This is a genomic window from Clostridium sp. CTA-6, assembly GCF_054768115.1.
This window is the reverse complement of sequence record NZ_BAAAAU010000003.1, coordinates 90,919-112,680: the sequence shown is the minus strand read 5'-3', so window position 1 is coordinate 112,680 and position 21,762 is coordinate 90,919. Positions and strand designations below refer to the sequence as shown.

The 21,762-nt window shown below is 27.4% G+C and carries 22 protein-coding genes; 15 read left to right on the top strand and 7 right to left on the bottom strand.

Features of this window, described 5'->3' with window-relative positions:
- Positions 1–288: 288 nt before the first annotated feature.
- A complete protein-coding gene (locus tag ACYUDJ_RS05755) occupies positions 289–1,011 on the top strand; it encodes a response regulator transcription factor (protein ID WP_003489267.1) in 723 nt (240 codons plus the stop codon).
- Positions 1,001–2,422 carry a sensor histidine kinase gene (locus ACYUDJ_RS05750; RefSeq protein WP_003489268.1) on the top strand — a complete coding sequence of 474 codons (1,422 nt, stop codon included), beginning with the start codon at positions 1,001–1,003 and terminating at the stop codon, positions 2,420–2,422. The genes ACYUDJ_RS05755 and ACYUDJ_RS05750 overlap by 11 nt, the downstream gene beginning before the upstream one ends.
- Before the next feature lie 523 nt (positions 2,423–2,945).
- On the opposite strand, the gene ACYUDJ_RS05745 is transcribed toward ACYUDJ_RS05750, so the two are convergent.
- From ACYUDJ_RS05745 to ACYUDJ_RS05720, 6 genes are all read right to left on the bottom strand, one after another.
- Entirely contained in the window at positions 2,946–3,716 is a 771-nt protein-coding gene (locus ACYUDJ_RS05745) for an ABC transporter ATP-binding protein (RefSeq protein ID WP_003489270.1), read from the bottom strand.
- Entirely contained in the window at positions 3,717–4,784 is a 1,068-nt protein-coding gene (locus ACYUDJ_RS05740; protein ID WP_003489272.1) for a FecCD family ABC transporter permease, read from the bottom strand.
- Between the two features lie 12 nt (positions 4,785–4,796).
- The gene (locus ACYUDJ_RS05735; RefSeq protein WP_003489274.1) at positions 4,797–5,819 is read right to left on the bottom strand and encodes an ABC transporter substrate-binding protein; all 1,023 of its coding nucleotides are present in this window, start codon (positions 5,817–5,819) and stop codon (positions 4,797–4,799) included.
- Positions 5,820–6,375: 556 nt separating this feature from the next.
- Positions 6,376–8,136: a dihydroxyacetone kinase subunit DhaK gene (gene dhaK, locus ACYUDJ_RS05730; RefSeq protein WP_003489277.1), complete on the bottom strand. Its 1,761-nt coding sequence runs from the start codon at positions 8,134–8,136 to the stop codon at positions 6,376–6,378.
- Between the two features lie 10 nt (positions 8,137–8,146).
- Entirely contained in the window at positions 8,147–9,277 is a 1,131-nt protein-coding gene (locus tag ACYUDJ_RS05725; protein ID WP_003489279.1) for a glycerol dehydrogenase, read from the bottom strand.
- Between the two features lie 498 nt (positions 9,278–9,775).
- Positions 9,776–10,822: a PocR ligand-binding domain-containing protein gene (locus tag ACYUDJ_RS05720; protein ID WP_042386363.1), complete on the bottom strand. Its 1,047-nt coding sequence runs from the start codon at positions 10,820–10,822 to the stop codon at positions 9,776–9,778.
- A gap of 366 nt (positions 10,823–11,188) precedes the next feature.
- Between ACYUDJ_RS05720 and ACYUDJ_RS05715 the strand changes: the two genes are divergently transcribed.
- The 13 genes from ACYUDJ_RS05715 (at position 11,189) to ACYUDJ_RS05655 (ending at position 19,506) form a co-directional block, all read left to right on the top strand.
- The gene (locus tag ACYUDJ_RS05715; protein WP_042386365.1) at positions 11,189–11,716 is read left to right on the top strand and encodes a GNAT family N-acetyltransferase; all 528 of its coding nucleotides are present in this window, start codon (positions 11,189–11,191) and stop codon (positions 11,714–11,716) included.
- Between the two features lie 240 nt (positions 11,717–11,956).
- Positions 11,957–12,421 carry a GNAT family N-acetyltransferase gene (locus ACYUDJ_RS05710; RefSeq protein ID WP_042386366.1) on the top strand — a complete coding sequence of 155 codons (465 nt, stop codon included), beginning with the start codon at positions 11,957–11,959 and terminating at the stop codon, positions 12,419–12,421.
- A gap of 218 nt (positions 12,422–12,639) precedes the next feature.
- A complete protein-coding gene (locus tag ACYUDJ_RS05705; protein ID WP_003489286.1) occupies positions 12,640–13,083 on the top strand; it encodes a GNAT family N-acetyltransferase in 444 nt (147 codons plus the stop codon).
- Positions 13,084–13,227: 144 nt separating this feature from the next.
- Positions 13,228–13,821, top strand: coding sequence for a DUF1349 domain-containing protein (locus ACYUDJ_RS05700; RefSeq protein ID WP_003489289.1), 594 nt, complete (start codon positions 13,228–13,230; stop codon positions 13,819–13,821).
- Positions 13,822–13,938: 117 nt separating this feature from the next.
- Entirely contained in the window at positions 13,939–14,382 is a 444-nt protein-coding gene (locus ACYUDJ_RS05695; RefSeq protein WP_003489291.1) for a DUF3788 domain-containing protein, read from the top strand.
- Between the two features lie 231 nt (positions 14,383–14,613).
- A complete protein-coding gene (locus ACYUDJ_RS05690; RefSeq protein ID WP_003489293.1) occupies positions 14,614–15,456 on the top strand; it encodes an aldo/keto reductase in 843 nt (280 codons plus the stop codon).
- An 84-nt stretch (positions 15,457–15,540) separates the two neighbouring features.
- Positions 15,541–15,873, top strand: a complete 333-nt coding sequence (locus ACYUDJ_RS05685; RefSeq protein WP_003489295.1) for a TfoX/Sxy family protein — start codon at positions 15,541–15,543, stop codon at positions 15,871–15,873.
- A 194-nt stretch (positions 15,874–16,067) separates the two neighbouring features.
- Positions 16,068–16,922 carry a GNAT family N-acetyltransferase gene (locus ACYUDJ_RS05680; protein WP_003489297.1) on the top strand — a complete coding sequence of 285 codons (855 nt, stop codon included), beginning with the start codon at positions 16,068–16,070 and terminating at the stop codon, positions 16,920–16,922.
- Positions 16,923–17,126: 204 nt separating this feature from the next.
- Positions 17,127–17,444 carry a PadR family transcriptional regulator gene (locus ACYUDJ_RS05675; protein ID WP_003489300.1) on the top strand — a complete coding sequence of 106 codons (318 nt, stop codon included), beginning with the start codon at positions 17,127–17,129 and terminating at the stop codon, positions 17,442–17,444.
- A gap of 1 nt (position 17,445) precedes the next feature.
- On the top strand, positions 17,446–18,060 hold the full coding sequence (locus ACYUDJ_RS05670) for a DUF2812 domain-containing protein (RefSeq protein ID WP_003489301.1): 615 nt from the start codon (positions 17,446–17,448) through the stop codon (positions 18,058–18,060).
- A 141-nt stretch (positions 18,061–18,201) separates the two neighbouring features.
- The gene (locus ACYUDJ_RS05665) at positions 18,202–18,384 is read left to right on the top strand and encodes a hypothetical protein (RefSeq protein ID WP_003489304.1); all 183 of its coding nucleotides are present in this window, start codon (positions 18,202–18,204) and stop codon (positions 18,382–18,384) included.
- 55 nt (positions 18,385–18,439) lie between these two features.
- Positions 18,440–18,979: a signal peptidase II gene (locus ACYUDJ_RS05660; protein ID WP_003489306.1), complete on the top strand. Its 540-nt coding sequence runs from the start codon at positions 18,440–18,442 to the stop codon at positions 18,977–18,979.
- Between the two features lie 35 nt (positions 18,980–19,014).
- Positions 19,015–19,506 (top strand): hypothetical protein, encoded by a 492-nt coding sequence (locus ACYUDJ_RS05655; RefSeq protein WP_003489308.1) that lies wholly within the window; start codon positions 19,015–19,017, stop codon positions 19,504–19,506.
- 427 nt (positions 19,507–19,933) lie between these two features.
- On the opposite strand, the gene add is transcribed toward ACYUDJ_RS05655, so the two are convergent.
- A complete protein-coding gene (add, locus tag ACYUDJ_RS05650; protein ID WP_042386368.1) occupies positions 19,934–20,941 on the bottom strand; it encodes an adenosine deaminase in 1,008 nt (335 codons plus the stop codon).
- Between the last annotated feature and the right edge of the window lie 821 nt (positions 20,942–21,762).

The window sequence follows — 21,762 nt, the reverse complement described above, 5'->3', positions numbered from 1 at the left end:
CAAAAATTTTTAATGCCTTCCTAGATTTATAACTACTAAAGCTTAATTACATGTTTATTACGTGTATTTTTTTCTCTTTTCTTATATTAAAATTAAATCTATTTTAGTGTCACAGAGATTTAGAATTTTTATACTGTTGTAGATTTTATAAAAATATGTTGTTATGGTTTAATATAATTGATATAATGTTTAAAATTTTGTTATACTAAAAATAAGTTTGTTATAATAAATTTAAGCTAATAAAAATTTAAATTTATACTAAATTTAAAAAGAAAAAGAGGGAGTTACATGGATACAATATCTCTAAATAATAAAAAAATACTAATAATTGATGACGAAGAGGATATAGTTAGATTAATAAGAACAGTACTTAAAAAAGAAGGATTCCAAAATATATATTATGCTACAAACTTAGAAGATGGGTTAAAAGAGTTTAATAAAGTAGAACCAGATATTTTAATTTTAGATGTTATGCTACCAGATGGGGAAGGGTATGAATTATGTAAAACCATAAGAGCTAAATCTAAGGTTCCTATATTATTTTTATCTGCTAAGGGTGAAGAAATAGATAAAATATTAGGATTTGCTATAGGGGGAGATGATTATATAACTAAGCCTTTCAGTACAAAGGAATTAGCTTATAGAGTAAAAGCCCATTTAAGAAGATATTCTTATGTAGATGAAGTTAAGGAAGAAAAAAATATTTTATCCTTTGGGCCCTTTGAGCTAAATATAAGTAAGGCAGAATTTAAAAGAGATGGGGAAATTATAGAATTAAAACCTAAAGAACTAGCATTAATAACTTTTTTTGCAAAACATCCAAATCAAATAATAAGTAAAGAAAAAATTTGTGATAATGTTTGGGGGGAAGATTATTATGGATTTGACAATACAATAATGGTCCACATTAGAAGACTTAGAGAAAAAATTGAAAAAGAGCCATCAAGACCAGAATATTTAATAAATGTTAAAGGATTAGGATACAAATTGGTGATAAAAAATGAAAAATAATATGAAGTGGAGAATTACAGGCAGATTTTTAGTAACAGTTATTTGCGTAGTTATAACTGTAGTCATAATAAATATTGTATCTTTAATTGGACTCGCAATTTATAGAAATGCTAATGAGATTAGCTCTAAAAAATATAAAATTGAAGATTCAGTTAGAAATTTTTCTTCGAATATTAAAGAAGCAGATAATAAAATATATATTGATGATAAAGGCAAAGCTATATTAGATAGTAACAATGGTTGGATACAGATTGTAGATGCTAACAATAATGAAGTTTATAGTTATAAAAAGCCTTCTTATATAAAAAATAAACCTACTGCTGCAGAAATAGTAAATTTACATAAATATAAAACTTCTGATAAACAAAATGAATTGTCTACTAATTTTGTAGCTGAAAAAGATATAGGAAATAAAAGATTAACTTATATTATAGGATTTGAGGATAATGACATAACCAAATATGTAATTACTACTAGGAACTCAGAAGTAATCCAACTTATAAAATCTGCTACAATAATAATTATTATTGTAGATGGAATTATAGCCCTAATTTTTGGATACCTTTTTATTAGAAAATTAACTAATCCCTTAGGGGAGATATTGCTGGGCGTAAAAAAATTAGAAAATGAAGAATATGATTTATATTATGAGCCTAAAGGAATGTATAATGATTTATATTATAGTTTAAATAATTTATCAGATAGATTACAAGAGAATAAAAGGAATAGAAAAAAGCTAGATAATATGAGAGAAGAATGGATCTCAAACATTTCTCATGATATAAAAACTCCATTAGCTTCTATTCAAGGTTATGCAGAAATAATAAAAGATGAAGATTATGATTTTACAAAAGAGGAAATAGGAGAGTACGCTGAAATCATAGAAAATAAATCTAAATATATTAAAGAATTAGTAGAAGATTTAAATCTATCTACTAGATTAAAAAATAATACTTTAACTTTAAATAAGGAAAAAATTAATCTAGTTAATTTAATAAAGGATATTATAATAGATATATTAAATGATACTAGATATGAAAATAGGGAAATAGATTTTCACTGTGAGAATGACAATATTGAAATAAATGGAGACAAAATTCTTATAAGAAGAGCTATAATTAATATTTTATTTAATGCTATTGTGCACAATAGTGAAGATGTAAAGATAGATGTTACACTAAAAAAACAGGATAAGATAAGTATAATTATTGAAGACAATGGTAGGGGAATAAAAGGAGAAGAGTTAAATAGAATTTTTGATAGATATTATAGAGGAACTAATACGGGAGAGCGCCACAAAGGATCAGGTCTTGGAATGGCTATATCAAAAGAAACAATTGTTGCCCATGGAGGGGATATAACTATTGAAAGTGAACTAGGCAAAGGAACCAAAGTAAATATATTAATATAATTAAGAAAATAAATATATAGAAAAATAAATTAGAATACTTTATTTGTGAACTAATATTTAAGCGTGAAGTAAACGGGACTTTTGTTTAGAGGAAAGAGTACTTTGGGAAGAGTACAGATACAATTAGCAATGGACAATTGACAATAATCAGATATTATTCAGTATTTTTTTAAATATATATCGAATTTTAATATACTAAAGTTTATAGTTAGAGTATATATGGGGAAGGATTCTATTCTACTTTGTTATGTAAAATCTACAATTTTAGTTTTAGAACTTTAAAAGGGGATACAAACTTCCCTTGGTTTAAAAATATGGATATATGGTGTAACAGGCATCCGAACGAGATTAGAGATTTTTAGCTGTTTTTTCAAAATATATGTATCTTCTAAATTATTGTTTGAGCATTCAGCGAGTTATAATTTAGAAGCATATATTTTAAGAAAGAACAGCTTAGAATCTCTTATCGAAGTAAGTGTCTGGTACACCATATATCCTTTTTAAAACCAAGGGTGTGTACACCTTATTTACAACACGTTAGGTAACTCACATTTAATTTATTATTATATGGATTCCTATAGATATGAGCTTCTACTTCAAAAACTTCTCTAAACATTTCCTCTGTAAATACTTTTTCTACAGGGCCATGGGTAACTATTTTACCTTTCTTCATTACATATATATAGTCACAGAATGTAGCGGCTATATTCATATCATGAAGGGTTGTAAAAGTTGTAATATCCAAATGTCTTAACATATGAATTATTTGAAGTTGATATTTTATATCTAAGTGGTTAGTAGGTTCATCTAATACTATAAGATCTGTATTTTGGCACAAAGCCATAGCTATCATAACCCTTTGTTTTTCACCACCAGATAAACTTAAAAAACTTCTATTTCCGCATTCCTCAAGGCCTACATTTTTTAGAGATTTTTCTATAAATTTTTCATCTTCTTCATCTACACTGGCAAATCGATTGTTGGAAGAAAATCTTCCCATAGCTACTATTTCTTTTACACTAAAATCAAATTCTAATGAATGTTCTTGCATAACTACAGCCATAAGTCTGGACAGTTCTTTGTTTTTCATTCCATAGATATTTTTATCATCTATATACACAGATCCTTCTTTAGGAGTTAAATATCTATATATATTTTTTAATAATGTAGTTTTTCCGCAGCCATTTGGACCTATTAATCCAACAAAATGGTTTTTCTCTACATTTAAATCTATTCCACGTAAAAGCTCTTTCGAACCTATATCATATTTTATACCTTCTAATTTTAATTTCATTTACTTACCTCCAAATCTATAGGTGCTTTTTTGCATTAAATATAGGAAGAAAGGACCTCCTAGAAATGCAGTTATTACTCCTATAGGAACTTCCTGTGGAGATAATATAGTTCTAGCTATAGTATCTGTAATTACCATTAATATTGATCCAATAACAATACCAAAGGGTATTAATTTTTTATGAGAAGAACCTACCATTTGCCTTGCTATATGAGGAACTATAAGGCCTACAAATCCAATTACTCCTGTAAAAGCTACTATAGTACCTGTTAAAAGTGTAGAAGCTATCATTATAAATCTAATTATAAATTTAGTATTTATACCTATATTTTTTGCTACGGCTTCACCTAAAAGCATAGCATCTAAATCTTTATATAATAACATACTTAAAATGGCGGTTATAAGCATTATTACAAGAGAAAACTTTACTTGATTATAGTTTGCTCCTGCTAAACTACCAATAGTCCAAAATACTGCGCTTTTAACTAAGCTATCATTTTTGGCAAAGGTTATTATAAAGTTTGTTACTGCAGTAAATATAGAGGATACAGCAACTCCAGTTAGTATTAATTTAGTTTTAGAATACACTTTACTTACTCCGGATATTTTAAATACCATAATAGATGCAATCAAGGAACCTAAAAATGCTCCCAAGGCTATTCCAAGATGTCCAAAAGAACTTAAAACACCTAATACTATGGATAGGGTAGCCCCTGCAGATGCACCAGAGGATATACCTAATATGTATGGATCTGCCAGTGAGTTTCTAGTTAAAGTTTGCATTAAAATTCCCACAAGGGCTAAAGCACCACCAGAAACTATAGCTAGAAGCAATCTCGGAAGTCTTAATTTAAAAACTATATTATCAATATTATTTGGCCAATCTTTAGCAAAAATTTCTTTGTTTAATATGTTATTTATAAGGGATTTAAAGGTTACACCTACATCTATTTTTACAGAACCAAAGGTTATGCAAACTGTAGTTATTACAAACAAGGCTATAATTAATAGAATAAATTTTAAAGTGCAATTATTTTTGCACTTTAAAGTTTTTTTATTATTATTCATTTTTATCACCAACTAAAATTTATCTGGGTAGAATTCTTTAGCTAATTTATTTACAGTTTTAGGAACTCTTACACCAGGATATAATTCAGTTAATTCAACTTTTATAAACTTGTTGTTTTTTATAGCATTTACATCCTTTAAAGCAGGATTTGCTTTAAGAGCTTTAACCTTGTTTTCAAAGGTATCTCCACCGTTTCCAACAGAATACTCTAAAACCATTATTACATCTGGATTTCTTTTTATTATTTCTTCCATAGATACTTCAGGGTAATCTTTTTTCATATCGCCGAAGACATTTTCACCCTGTGCAAGTTTAATTAGTTCGTTATTTATACCTTTTCCAACAACTACAGCTTTATCTTTTCCAGAGTCATATCCTAAAACTTTTACTTTTTTATCAACGTTTTTAATTTTGTCCGTAGTTTCTTTTAGTTCTGATTTCATTTTTTCTGTTAATTCTTTAGCTTTATCTTCCTTGCCAAAGATTATTCCAAGATTTTTAAAATCTTCATAGATAGAATCAACCGTTGCATCTGGACTTACAGATCTTGGAATATAAGCTTTTATTTTATTTTCGTTTAACCAGTCTATACTACCAACACCTTTATCATTGAAGTCGCCACCCCAACCTATTATAAAGTCAACTCCATTTGATAGTATTTGTTCTTTAGATGGATAAGTTTTACTCATAACGGGTACCTTATCATAGGCAGGTTTTAAATCTGGTAGTATATTGTTTTCTGCGTATGCAGTACCAGCCATTTTGTCTTGTAATCCCATAGATAACATCATTTCGATCATACAATTTGTTACCGCTAAAGATTTTTCTGGTTTTTTATCATAAACCATTGAAAATTTGTTTGCACTATCATCATGTCTACTAGTTTGTACAAAATCTAGTTTTAGTGGCTTATCAGCAGATTGTTCAGTTTTAGTACTGTCACTATTTGTGCTAGTACTTTTATTAGAGCAACCAGTAATACCTCCTACCAATACTAATGTAGATAATGTGATAGCAATTAATTTTTTGTTCATAAAAATTCCTCCCAAAAACCTTTACTTTGTTTTTTGATTAACAATCAATCATAAAATGTGTGCATAAAATATAATTAATCGTCAATAAATGACAGGAATTTTACATTGCCAAAAATAATTTTATCATAGCAGATAAGAAGTATCAACCCATTGCTTTATCATAGGAAAGCAATGGGTTATTAAAATAATTTAATAAGTTATCCTAACTTATTATAACTTCAATTTATCATAGCGATAGTAAATAAAATATAAAATATTTTTAAATTAACTTGTAGAATTATTGTTGAAAAGTAACAACTTAAAATAGCATATAATAAACAGATTTATAAGCTTTAGAGGGAATTTTTACTCCAAGTAAAGCTTATAAAATGCTAGCTCGCTCTTTACTTTCATTTTTAAGAAAGTGGGAATATTAGAGTGAATAGTCATCGAATAAATGAAATATTTTAAAAAAGGGTAAAAATAAAAACTCCAGTAAAAATAAGGTATTTACTGGAGTCTTTAGGTTAAATTTTAAATTATAATAATTGTATGAGTTATTATAATATTAGAAGGCTTATTTTAATGAATTTGATATTTCTGTAAATATAACTCCTAATCCATAAGCACCTGCATCTGGGTAACCAATACTTCTTTCACCAACTGTGCCTGCTCTACCCATACGTGCTACTATTTCTTCAGTCATTTTTGCACCTTTAACTGCCGCAGCGGCACCTTTTTGGAAGGCTTCATGGATAGAAGTATTGTTATTAGCACTTTCACTCCACAAATCAGCACAAGGAACTAATGCATCAATTAAAGTTTTATCTCCAACTACTGCTCCTCTTCCAAAAGAACGTTCTCCTGTAGCTTGTATTCCTTTTACTGCTGCTTGCATCATTTCAGCAAAATCTGAAACTGATAATTCTTTTTTATCTCCGACCTTTTTTCCAGCGGATCTAAATGCTGATCCCCATATTGGACCTGATGCTCCACCACAATGCTCCATAATTATTAAAGAGCATTCGTTTAAGAATTTACCAATAGTCATATTATCTTCTTTAAGTATAGCTTTCCATTCTCTTTTTAATTGTTTAAAGCCTTTTGCTACACTCATACCAAAATCACCATCACCAGCATGAGAATCTAATTCACAGAAATGAACTTCATTTGCTATTATTACTTCACTCATCTTATCTATAATATAAATCATATTATCTAAAGTGATTTTTTCATCTTTAATTTCACTGTGACAATCACATGTTTCTAAATCAAAAGTAACTTCTTTTATAGCATCATTATTGTTTTCTAAAGCTATATATTGAACCGGTTCAACTGGTCCTGAAACTTTAAATGCAGGAGTGTCACTTTCTTTTGATAATAACTCTTTAAGCTCTTTATCTAGTTTCATAATAGATACTGAAGCACCTTCCATATCTATACTAGTCATATAGTTTCCTACAAATATTCTATTTATCTTTATATTTCTCTTTGCAAGCTCAGCAGTAACTGAATTATTAAAAAGATATAATTCTTGTAGAGGGGTAGCACCAAAACCATTAATTAATAATGCGACTTCTTCATTATTTGATCCATCTATTTTCATGTCTTTTAATATGGAATCAACAATTTTTTTAGCTAATTCATCTGCTGTAGCAATCTTTTCTCTCACTATTCCAGGTTCACCGTGGATTCCAACACCGAATTCCATCTCATCTTCTGCTAATTGAAAAGTTGGAGTTCTTTTAGCAGGAACTGTACAAGATGATAATGCAAAACCTAAACTTCTAACATTAGCTATGGCTTTTTCGGCAATTGATTTAACTTCTTCTAAAGATAAACCTAATTCGGCAGCTGCACCGGCTATTTTATGCACTAGTACGGTACCAGCAACCCCTCTGCGTCCTACAGTATATAAACTATCCTCAACAGCTATATCATCATCAACTTTTACATAATCAACTTTAATACCATCTTCACTAGCTAAATGTGCGGCATTTTTAAAGTTCATAATGTCTCCACTATAATTTTTTATGATTAATAAAGTTCCTTTTTCACTGGCTGTAGCTTTTATAGCTTTATACACTTGAATTTGGGATGGAGAAGCAAACACATCTCCGCATACTGCTGCATCCAGCATTCCTTTTCCAATAAATCCGGCATGAGCTGGTTCGTGACCACTTCCACCACCACTAATTAAGCTAACTTTATTTTTGTTTATATTCTTTTTTTTCATTATTTTATATTTTCTAACAAACTCTAATTCTGGATGTGCCATAGCTATTCCATTACACATTTCCATAACTACAGTTTCAGGTTTATTTATTATTTTTTTCATATTTACACCTCTATTTATTTGATTTATATTTTTTACCTAATGTATCTGCTGTTATTATTGCTGCGGCCACTGCTTCTGGAGTTACCTTAAACGGCATAGAGTGCATTGATTCTTCTTCTATACAAGATTTTTTAGCTACTTCCATAAGTTCTTCATCAGTAATACTGTCTACACCAATATCTTCTAAACAAACAGGAAGTCCAATTTCTAAGCAGAAGTTTATTACTTCGTCGATTTCTTCTTTTGGTGCATTTTCAAGAACTAATTGAGCAATTGTTCCAAAGGCAACTTTTTCTCCATGAAAGTATTTATGAGTTCCCTCTAGTATAGTTAATCCATCATGGATTGCATGAGCAGCTGCTAAACCAGCACTTTCAAAACCTAGGCCTGATAAAAGAATATTTGTTTCTATTATGTTTTCTAATGCTTGTGTTACTAAATTACAATCTGATGCTATTTTTGCTTTTACACCATCTTCTAGTAATGTTTTATAACAAGCTTTTGCAAGTGTTAATGCTGTGTTAGTTCCTTTTGCTGGTGGACATAATCCTTCTCTAACACCACAAGGTAAACCTGCATTAACATTTGAAAAAGAATTTGAAGTTGCTCTTGCTTCGAAATATGTTGATAATGCATCACCCATTCCTGAAACTAAGAATCTTGTTGGAGCATTTGCAATAACTGTAGTATCTATTAAAATTACAGTTGGACTTTGCCAGAAATAAGCGTAATCATCAAAGGAACCGTCTGGTGTGTAAAGTACAGCAGAGTGACTAGTTGGGGCATCTGTAGCTGCTATTGTTGGAACAATTATTAGTGAATTACCTTTAGCAACACATTTTGCTGTATCGATAGCTTTACCACCACCAAGTCCTATAGTGCATGCACATTTATTATTTTTTGCAATTTCTTGTAATCTTGCAACTTCTTCTCTTGAACATTCTCCACAGAATTCACTTTCTACAAAAGTAATTCCAAATTTTTTAGCAGTTGAATCTAATTTATCTTTAACACGCTTTATATCATCTTTGTGAGCTATTAATAGAGCTGATTCCCCAAAGCTCTTTACAAAATAACCTAAGTTTAATAATTCATCTTCACCTTGAACATATTTAGTTGGACAAATAAATGCTTTTCTCATTATAATCTCCCCTTAATTTGTAAAAATATTTTTATTTTTTAACTTGTCTTTATTGTAATATCGTTTACATAAATATGCATTGGACTTACATGACAAAAAATTATGATTAAAAATCGTATTTTTTTGTGGTTGAGTAAATTTGTTGTAATTTCATATCTTTTCATTGTTTAAAATGGGATATATGTAAAAATATTAAAGGGTAAATATGTAAAAGGTTACAATTGAGAGGAAATATTCAGAATATATAAAAAAGGGAAAAAATAAAAAAGACTTAATTTTAAAGACAAAAAATACATTTATAAACTACTTTAGTTTGTTAAGAAATTCTAAATTAGTAGGTTCATTAAATGTATTTTATATATTAAAATTAAATCTATTATAGGTAATGTATGAAGAATATTTTTTTGCTTTTTCAATGATTTATATATATAAATATAAATAGGATATTTTAATACTTTTTAATTCTTATAGTAATTTGTATATAGAAAGTGTTACATATTAATATTTTTTATTTTTTTTACAGTACTTTCCATATACAAAAGGGGTTACACCTTCATATTTTTTGAATATTTTTATAAAATAGCCTGTTTCATTAAAGCCAAGTTCATCACTGATTTCATTTACATGCATATCTGTTTCTTCTAATAAGTTTTTTGCCCAATCTATTTTTAGATTAGAAACAAAGCTTGAAAAACTTTTTCCTGTTTCTTTTGCAAATAGCCTACTAAAATAACTAGGACTTATATGGCAAACCTCTGCCATTTTTTTTGCAGTAATATTTTCGCTTTTATGATTATAGATATACTCAATAGCAGGCTTTAATGTATTGCTTACTGAAATATCTAAATTATCACTTGAAAGATTTTCTTTTACATAAGAATTTAGTAAAGCATTAGATATTTCTTTTTTTGCATGTTCAATATTTTTCATTGTATATCCTGTTAAGGTGTTTGAATCTATTTTTGATTCAGACGTTACAGTTTTTTGATATATTTCTGAAATTAAATTTTTATTTAAAGCTTCTTCTACTAAATAATTGCATAAAGAAAATAACATATTAGCTATTTCTTTCACTTCTTTTAATGATAAAACAGGAATTTCATCATAATATTCTTTAAATTCTTCTAAGGCGTGTCTAGCTATAGAATTTTTAGGTGTTATAACTATTTGTTCTAAAAAATCTGAAGCATTATAATCAGATAGTTTTATTTGCCCAGCCATAATTGCTCCAATATATTTGCCATCTACAATTATTGGAATTGCTATATCCACTATATTATAATGACATAAATATATGTATGGTTTATTTAAACGAACTGCTTCTAATCCACCCCTTGAATCACATTTTTGACAATACTTCACAAGATGTGGATTTGATCTTACTGCGCTGCAAAACCTATTACAACCACTATGTTTTGTAACTGGATTTCCCTTATAATCCACGATTATTATAGCCGCCTTAGTAACTAATGATAAAGAGTCCTGTAGTTTAACCCATTTTTTTAGATCTATGACCTTATCTAAATTCAAATTTTCCTTAATCAATTTTATTTGCTCCCATAAACTCATTATATATTAACAAAATAACTCTATATAATTAATTATTTTAATTATATAAAGTACTTTTTTGTAATGAATGTATCATTGTATTATATTTTATCATAACATTATAAATCATAAAATTATATTTATATATTATGTGTGTTTTAATTATAGATTTATAGTTTAAAATCAATTAATCTTAAAAATACTTAAAGTAATTAATTGTGGATTAAATGCTTTTATGAGTAAATATATACATTATATTGAAATTAATATTTATAATGTATACAATTAAGCTATGATTTAATACATATTTGTAAAATAGTGCAAGGGTTATTTATATTCTACGTTGATTGGAGAGATATACATATGGATATGATTTTTGAGCTAGGAAAAGTAAATGATATTGATGAATTAGAACAGCTTTATAACGATTTGAACGACTATTTAGAAAAAGGAGTAAACTATCCTGGATGGATAAAGGGTATATATCCAGTTAGGCAAAATGCAATTGATGGAATTAAACATGGTAATCTATATGTATTAAAATATAATAGAAAAATTATTGGTTCTGTTATCTTGAGCCCTGAACCTGAATCTGCATATCATAAAGCTAAATGGGAATTTGAGTCTGACTATTCAGATGTTTTAGTTGTATATACATTTGTAGTGCATCCTAAATTTTTGAAATGTGGTGTAGGGAAATCATTAATGGATTTTTCTATTGAACACAGTATTAAGTTAGGAGCTAAATCAATTAGGTTGGATGTTTATGAAGGTAATATACCTGCCATTAAGCTATATGAAAAATGTGGTTTTAAATATATTGATACAGTTGACTTACGACTTGGAAACTATGGGTTAAACTGGTTTAGATTATACGAAAAAATGCTGTGAGATAATGAGCATAAATATATATATGAAAGGTTGTGTTTGTTATTAAAAAGAAAATAAATAATATAGTTTATGTAAAAATGAACTATTCAGTTGAAATAAAAGATTCACAAAATAAATCAATAGGAGACTCTTGAGATATACCAATAACTCTTACTGTTAAAGTCACAGGAGATAGTTGGTATATCATTGAAGAAGAACCTGCATAAATTTAAACTTTTAAAAGACTAGGAGGATCTTACAATGAACATAAGAATGTATAAATTAGAGGATTGTAGAGAAATCTTAGAATTATTTTATAATACTGTTCATTCAATAAATTCAAGGGATTATAGCCTTGAACAACTTGATGTATGGGCACCTAAAGAAATTGATATTGCTTTATGGGATAAATCTCTTTCACAACATTATTCTATTGTGGCTGAGGAAAACGGTGTTATCATAGGATTTGGAGATTTAGATGCAACTGGATATCTTGATAGACTATATGTTCATAAGGATTATCAAGGTATTGGTGTAGCAACTACAATTGCTAGTGAGTTAGAAAGTTATGCACAGGAAAATCATATCAGTATTGTAACAACTAATGCCTCTATTACAGCCAAACCTTTTTTCAAGAAACGAGGTTATGAGGTTGTAAAAGAACAATATGTTCAACGGAATGGACAATTTTTAAAAAATTTTATTATGAAGAAGGTCTTAAGATAATGATCATAGTATAATAAAATTAGGATTTAGTACATATTTGTGTTTAATTATAAATATATTCATGAAGATAAAAATGGGCATTTATATAAAATAAATATAAACAAGATATTTTGAAAATGTGGATTTATGTATGGATGAAATAATTAGTTTTTTAGGCGATTAAGATATACTTGTAAAATAAAAAGAAGTAAAGCTTATTTACGTAATAGGGGGATACCATGGAAATTAAAATAATAAAAGAGAATAAAAGAAGTTTTTTAGATTTATTACTTTTAGCAGATGAACAAGAAAGTATGATTGATAAATATTTAAACCGTGGGGAAATGTTTGCTCTATATGATGAAGATTTAAAAAGTATTTGTGTAGTAACTAAGGAAAAGGAAGGCGTATATGAGATAAAGAATATAGCAACATATGAAAAATATCAGGGACAAGGTTATGGAAGTCAGTTAATTAAGTACGTATTTGAATATTATAAGGATAAATGCAAAACAATGCTTGTAGGTACTGGAGATAGTCCATTGACAATTCCCTTTTATAAGCATTGTGGATTTAAAATTTCTCATAGAGTTAAAAATTTTTTTATCGATAATTATGATCATCCTATTTATGAGAATGGGATACAACTAATTGATATGGTTTATTTAAAAAAGGATTTCTAAAGATCTTGAGAATAATCCTTATTTTTATAATTATGGACAAAGTTATCACAATAGGCTATACACATAAAATAGTGTAAAAAGAAAGGAAGTGAGTATTTAGTAGGGATGTGTACTTGTAACACACTCTCTAACTAAAGATAAATTATGTTTAGATTTAATACAAAAGAAGCCAAATGGTTTTTTGAGCCTAAGAATTATTTAATAAAAGAGGATAGGGTTGAAATAATAACAGAGCCTAACACTGATTTTTGGCAAAGAACTTATTATGGATTTAGAAATGATAATGCTCATGTTCTTTATGTTACAACAGATGAAAAGTATTTTTCCTTTACAGTAAAGACAGATTTTAATAGCACAGCATTGTTTGATCAATGTGGACTTGCCATTTATCAAAATAGTGAAAATTGGGCAAAGGCATGCATTGAATTTCATGATAATAATACTTCATGGCTTGGAAGTGTTGTAACTAATCATGGATATTCTGATTGGGCAACTATGGATATTGGATCATCTGTAAAATCTATGTGGTATAGGTTAAGTAGGAGAGGAAGTGATTACTGTTTTGAAAATTCCTTTGATGGTGTAAACTTTAAGCAAATGAGAATTTTTCACTTATTTGAAGGAGCAAAAGAAATTAAATTTGGTTTGCTTGCATGTTCACCAAGCAAAAATTCTTTTAAGGTTACATTTACTGAAATGAAAGTAACAGATTGTCTATGGGAAGAACACAAAGCATAATTTTAGGAAGGGATGATATGAACATATAATACTGCTCCTTATATGACATAATGTTGTCATAATTGATTTGATATTATATAAACAAGAAAATTATAATATTAAGGGGGTAATACAAAAATGGATCTTGAAAGAATGTATAATAAAGAACCATTACCGACCTATGATGAAATGAGATGTTTTATTGGCAATAGTGCAGTAAAAAACTTTGATAAAATAGTTACCTTTATCGAAGAAAATTATGACTTTAATAAAGAAATACATTATGGTGGAAAAAATTATGGAGTATTGATAAGGTTTAGGAGAAGTGGCAAAACATTGTTATCATTATTTCCAGAAAAAAATGCTTTTTCTTGTGTTCTTGTGTATGGTAAAAAAGAGATTGAACAATTTGAAAGTAGAAGAGATGAATTTAGTGATTATATGAAGCGAATTTTTAATGATACTAAGCATTATCATGATGGGAAATGGTTATTAATAAGGATTCAAGATGATAAATATATAAATGAATTAATAGAAATGATAAAAATTAAGAAAAAACCAAAGAAAAAACATATTGTATAAGTAAGAGTATGCTTTTTGAAATAGAATTGTAGTATACAAACTAACTTATGCAGGCTATTAAGTTGTGTTAAGTAATTATGAAAAAATAGCTTTAAAAATCATACAATTACTATTTGTAAGTTTTTGATATTGATTTCTCTCTTATTTCTGGGAAGTAATGATTTTTGCTGAAACTATTATATTTCGATAGGTTGAGAAAACAGAAATATAAAAATTGTAAGGAGTGATTTAATGCAAGATATAAAAAGTTATACAATTTTAAATAACGGAGTAAAAATGCCGTGGCTTGGATTTGGTACTTATAAGGCTGAAAATGGAAATATAGTTATTCAGTCAGTAAAAGAAGCACTTAGAATTGGATACCGTCATATAGATACTGCTTCTTATTATGGTAATGAAGAGGGAGTTGGCACCGCAATAAAAGAAAGTGGAATTCCTAGAGAAGAGATATTTTTAGTAAGTAAAGTTTGGAACTCAGATCAAGGTTATGAAAAAACTTTAAGATCCTTCGAAAATTCTATAAAAAAACTTGGCACAGACTATCTTGATCTATATTTAGTTCATTGGCCTCAATCTTTGACTAAAGAAACATGGAAGGCTTTAGAAAAACTTTATAAAGAAGGACGTGTAAAAGCTATTGGAATAAGTAATTTTTTAGTTGATCACTTAAAGTGGTTATTAGAAGATGTTGAAATTATGCCAATGGTAAATCAGGTAGAATTCCATCCTCAGCTTATTCAAAAGGAGCTAATGGAATTCTGCAGCAAAAATAATATACAGTTAGAAGCATGGTCCCCATTAATGAGAGGTAAAGTATTCGAAATTGAACTTTTACAGGATCTTGCTAAAAAATATGAGAAAACAATATCTGAAATTGTACTAAGATGGGATTTACAAATGGGTGTAGTTACTATTCCTAAATCAGTAACTCCATTAAGAATAAAAGAGAATGCAGATATATTTGATTTTGAAATAAGTAAAGAAGATATGGATAGAATTCAACAATTAGACAAGGGATTAAGGGCAGGATCAGATCCTAATAAAGTTTTCCCATGTTCCAATATATCTAAATAAATATTGTATAAAATTAATATTTTTAGTCTATATAATGAATAAAAGTTATACTATGAAAAAGTTTTAGATAATAGGGGGATGAATATGGCTTCGAATATAGAATTTGTAGAATACGTTTGTGATCAAATAGGTGACGCTGGGAATATAACTTATAAGAAAATGTTTGGTGATTACGGAGTTTATTGTAATAACAAAATAATAGGATTAATATGCGATAATCAATTTTTCTTAAGGATAACAAAGGCAGGTAGAGATTTATTAAATGAAGTCATAGAAGCACCTGCTTATGAAGGTGCCAAGCCCTCATTTCTTATTGAATCCTTAGATAATAGGGAATATTTAAATAAAATTGTGTTTGCAACTTATAAAGAACTTCCTATGCCAAAATCTAAAAAGAAAAGAATTAAAAATAGCTAAATTAAAATTTACAATTTAAACAATTATAGTATTATTTAGCATAATTTCTTATCAATAATATAATATTTTATAATTATATATCTAAAGAGAATAGAGTCTGGATATAAAAGAATAATTATATATTTTAGGTGCTTAAGAAAGAAGCATTAAGAACCATGTTTATATAATAATTTTTAGATAGGAGAGAATAAGAAATGTTTAGTTATGATACCCTGGAAAATATAGGTATTGAAAAGTTGCACGAGACATTTTTAAATGCATTTTCTGATTATCAAGTAAAAATGGATTTACCTATTTTAAAATTTCAATATATGCTTCAACGAAGAGGTTATGTTGCTAAAGCCTCTATAGGGGCATTTAATGATGAGACATTAGTTGGATTCGTTTTAAATGGAGTGAGAAATTGGGATGGGAAATTAACTGCTTATGATACAGGAACAGGTGTTATAGAAACTTATAGAAAACAAGGCATAACAAGTAATATGCTACTAAATGTAAGACAATTATTTAAAGAAATGGGAGTAGAGCAGTATTTACTTGAAGTAATTCAATCAAATACATCTGCACTTCAACTTTATAAAAAACAAGGCTTTAAGATTTTAAGGGATTTTGAATGTTTTCATTTAGATAAAAATAAATATAATCCTATAACAACTTATAAGGTTGAACATGTTAATACGATTAATTCAAATGATTGGAGAGAACTAACAGAGTTTTGGGACTTCGTACCATCTTGGCAGAACTCTATTGATTCCATTAATGTTGTATCAGATGCATTCATATATTCTATTGTACGGTTGGATGATAATACTGTTGGCTACGGAGTTATTGATAAGAAAACAGGAGATATTCCACAAATAGCAGTAAACAAAAATTACAGACGTAAAGGAATTGCAAGGAGTATCCTTACAGATTTAATGAAAAATACAGAATCATATAATATTAATGTTATAAATGTAGATGGAGAATCTAGATCTATGAAAGATTTTTTACTGAAATTAGGATTTGAATGTGGAGTTAGTCAATATGAAATGATTTTAAAATTATAACTTTTATTAAAGTCTTTATTGAAAAGCTAAAAATAGCCTTTTCAAAGTGTATCGAGATTTTTATAAAATAGAGTAATATTTATATTAGCTTTATGACGAAAAAGTCATAAGGCTTTTTTAATATTGACATATACAGTTAAACTGTATATAGTAAAAGTATATAGTTCAACTGTATACCTGTAAAATGTATAATTGGAGGAATTTATGAATAGAAATAAAAATTTACCACTAACAGAAACAACATATTATATTCTTTTAGCATTATTAGAGCCTGGTTATGGCTATATTATAATGGAAAAAGTTGAAGAATTAAGTAACTATCAAGTTAAGATAGCAGCGGGAACTCTTTATGGAGCCATTGAAAATTTGTTGAAACAAAAACTAATAAAATTTGTAGGTACAGAAGATAATAGGCGAAAAGTTTATGTGATTACTCAAAAGGGAAAAGAAATTTTGCTTTTGGACATTGAAAGAATGCATCATATGATTAAAATAGCAGAAAGTAAATTTGGGGGGAATTAATATGAGGAAATTTAGGATTTTTGCTGATTATAATAGAGAAGAAAAGTGGTTAAATGCAATGTATAAAAAGGGTTATGAATTAGAAAATATATCTTTTGGGTATAAATTTTATTCTATAGAACCACAAGATACTACAGTTAGAATTGATTATAGAATTTTTAATAAGAAAGAAAGCTTTATTGATTATTGTACTTTATTTGAAGATAGTGGTTGGAAACATCTAGCTGGTAGTAAAAATTCAGGAGTTCAATATTTCAAAAAAATTCATGAAAACAGCCAAGAAGATATATTTTCAGATGATATATCCAAAGCAGCAAGATATAAAAGATTATCTAATAAGTCCATTATATCAGCAGTGTGTTTTTTATTGATGTCTGTAGCCTACATATCCAACGGAAATATTAATGTTAATTTAATACTTAATCCTAAATTACTGTATTATACACCAGGATTATGGGAAAGAACTGGTGTACCATTTTGGGGAGGTTTCTTATTTGAAACACCCTTTGCACTTGGAAGAAGTATTGTATTCTTAATTCCTCTAATAGCGGTTTTCTATGTTTATTTAGCAATTAAAGCTAGGATGCTATATAACAAAGGGAAAAAATCTAATTAAAGATTAGAAAATTAATTATTTAGTAATACCTTTCATAATATTTTTATTAGTAAACATATAGATTATATCGAAATTAAAGGTAGTAATGTATATAATTAAGCTGTTAATTACAAGATATTACAATGTTAGGGGGAGTAGAAAATGAAAGATATTATCATAAGTTCAGGACTAATAATTGGTGTTGTTATGCTTGTTGTAAGTAAGAAAATAAAAAAATATAAGCACGTAAATTCTATAGGAAAAGTTATTATCTTAGTTTGTTTAGCAATGGCTGTTCCAGATTTTATAAGGGGTTTTATAGACGGAATGACAGCTGTACAATAAGTAGTGATTTTAGTATTAGTGCTTATTAATTACTAAAAAGTAGGGGAATAGGAATATGAAGAAAAGCCTAAGAGTGATGTTGCTAGTGTTAGCATTAGTTTTAATTGACCAAAGTATAAAAATTTATATACATAATAATTTTATGGATAAAGAATTTTATATATTTGGCAGCATACTTGGATTTAAACCAATTATTAATATAAAATATTCATACTTTAATTCTTTTAGTAATATGGGGATAAGTTTATTGGCTCATATAGTTTTAAATATAGTAATACTATTACTTTTTATAGCAATCTTTGATTTTATTAAAGAAAGATATACTGCTCACAAAATAGTGTATTGTTTATTTGTTTTGGTATGTGCAGCATTAATTTGTTCCTTAATAGATAAAGTTTTTTGGGGAGGAAGTTTAGATTTTATTTTCTTCAAAAATTTTTTCATATTTGATTTAAAAGATGTTTATATTAGTATTTTTCAGATTGTAGCAATGTTATGTGTCATATTAAATTATAAAAAATTAAAGTCTATTAATGAAAAAACTATTTATAATGATTTCAAATCATATATAAGATTAAGATGTTTTAAAAACTAAGTTTAATTGTAAATACGTGAAAGAAGGCAAAGAAAATGAAAAAAAGAACCAAGCTAATTATCTCTTGTTTAGTATTTATAATAATTGCAGGATCAAGATCAGTATATAAAAATTATTTTGTTAATATTGATTCGAATAACTATTTATCAACTAGAGATGAGTCTGAAAGAAATGTTTACAGTCTAGAAAATGATATAAGTAGCAAAAATGCCTACAGTTTTGATTTTAAGAAATTTGATGGTAAGTGGTCTGTGATGGAGGTTAAATCCAATAAAGGTAATAAAATAAATATTAAGGATAATACAAAGATAACTAAGGGTAAACTTTTTATTGTAGTTCTAGATTCAGAATACAATATCATAACCAAGAAAGATGAAACAAATCAAAAAGGAGATATAAATTTTACAATACCTAAAGATGGAAAATATTTTATTAGAATTGTAGGTTTAAATGCAGGAGGAAAATTTGATATAAGCGTAAATTCTGCTAAAAATATAGATATTTCTCATATAGATTTTTTTAGTTAATTTAACTTGTTGTATTATTTAAATTTTATTAATAATCAAAAATAAAAATAATATATTACATAATGACCTCAGTAAGTTTATATAAAATAAAACTTGCTGAGGTTATTGGCTTTATTATATTAAATTTGGTTGCTAACGCAAATGGATTTGGCGCAAATTTAATTTATATAAATTTTAAGGAGTTATTCTATCTTCCCTTGGTTTGAAAAATGGGGATATGTGGTATAAAAGGCATTAAAGCAAGATTAGAGATTCTTATTTGTTTTTGCAAAATATATGTATGTTTCAAATTATTGTTTGAGCCTTCAGCGAGTTATGATTTAGAACCATATATTTTAAGAAAAAACAAATTATAATCTCTTATTGAAGTGAGTTGCCGATCTCGCCGCATATTCCTTTTTTAAACCAAGGGTAGTATAACTTTCTTTTAAGCCGTAATTTCTGTAAAATATGATTTAAGCAGTTGTTTTGTTTCATAGGATGCAAAGGATGCCTCCACTGCATTTAGATATAGTATTTTATAATCTTCTATAGATAAATCACAAAATTTATTAAGCATTTCTAGTTCCTTTGTTATGGTAGTATTAGATACAGTCATATTATCTGTATTTATAGTAACCTTAATGCCATCTTTTAGAAAATCCATAAAAGGATGGGCTTTATAGTTTTCAGAAGCCTTAGTATGAAGATTACTTGTTGGACACACTTCCAGTGGAATATTTTTTTCTTTTACAAGTTTATAAGCTTCAGGAGAATTTTTAATATATATTCCATGGCCTATTCTTTCAGCATTTAAAAGATTTATAGCCTCTAAAACATTTTCCCCCACACCAGCTTCACCGGCATGTATAGTTATTCTATATCCATATTCTTTTGCTAGTTTTAAAACCTCTACATATTTTCCTGGGAAATGAGGTTCTTCACCACCGCAAAGATCTATAGCAACCACACCTTTGCCAATAAATTTAGCTCCTTTTTTTACAACTTCAAAGGCTGAGGGAATATCCATATTTCTCATACAACCTAATATTAGATTACCTTTTATATCATAAAGTTTTTCAGCCTCTTTAATTCCTTCTAATATACTTTCTATAATTTCTTCAATAGTTAACCCTTTTTCAACATGTAAAAGAGGAGCAAATCTTACTTCTATATATTTTACATTATCTTTTGCAGCATCTTCTAATAACTCAAAGGCTATTCTTTTTAAATTTTCCTTTGTTTGCATAACTTTATTAGGGATAAAAAACTTATTTAAGTATTCATCTAAGGAATTACAATCATCCATTATAGAAACATAATTTATAAGCTCTTCTCTATTATAGCTGGGAAGAGGAATATTATTTTTTTTAGCTATATCTAATATTGTGTCTACTCTTAATGAACCATCTAGATGGCAATGCAACTCTATTTTAGGAAGTTTTTTTAGATTCAAATTAGTCACTCCTTACTATTACCTTTTGAGGTAATTTTTTATAATAAGTCTATTAAAATGTTAAGCTTAATTATAATTTATTATTGAAATTGTGTAAAGGATAGCTCTCCAAAATAAAATATATTTAAATTTAAGCCTAATATACTTAATTAAATAACTCAGTTTTATAAGAAGTTTTAAATTTATCTGTGTTAAGAAACTAAATACTATTTATTATAATCTGCTAGGAATAAATAATCCATAAATAGTTATAATTTACATATAAGTAAACTATAATATAAAAAATATATAGTTATAGGCATTTATTTTGAATTTAATCATATAAGTTAACAATAGGCTGTTGAATAAAGAAAAAATATGTAATATTATAAAAAGATGATGCTATTGAAGCGGATATTCTATTAAAAAGAATAAAATATTATTTATTGTTTTAGAAAGTTTACAGTGTAATAATACATGAAATCCAAAAAAAATGACAGCTATTAGGGTGTGATTAATAGTTTAATCAATTATATCATATTTCTGATATAATTAATGAGTATTGAAGCCATCAAAAATAAAGTAAAGGTAATAATTTAAGGCTTAGAGCTTAGTACATATAAAATGCATGTGGAAGTATCATAAATTATTTTAAATATATAAATAAAATATTAGATACTATAAGCTAAGAAATGATAGAATATTTATGTAAGTACAGTAAGATTAAATCAAAGAATAATAATTAATTATATAAGAAAAAAGATTATTTTAAGATTAAGGTTAATTAATCAGTCAATAAATGTGTGAACAAGCTATACGTTTCACGGCTGTTTATAACTTAA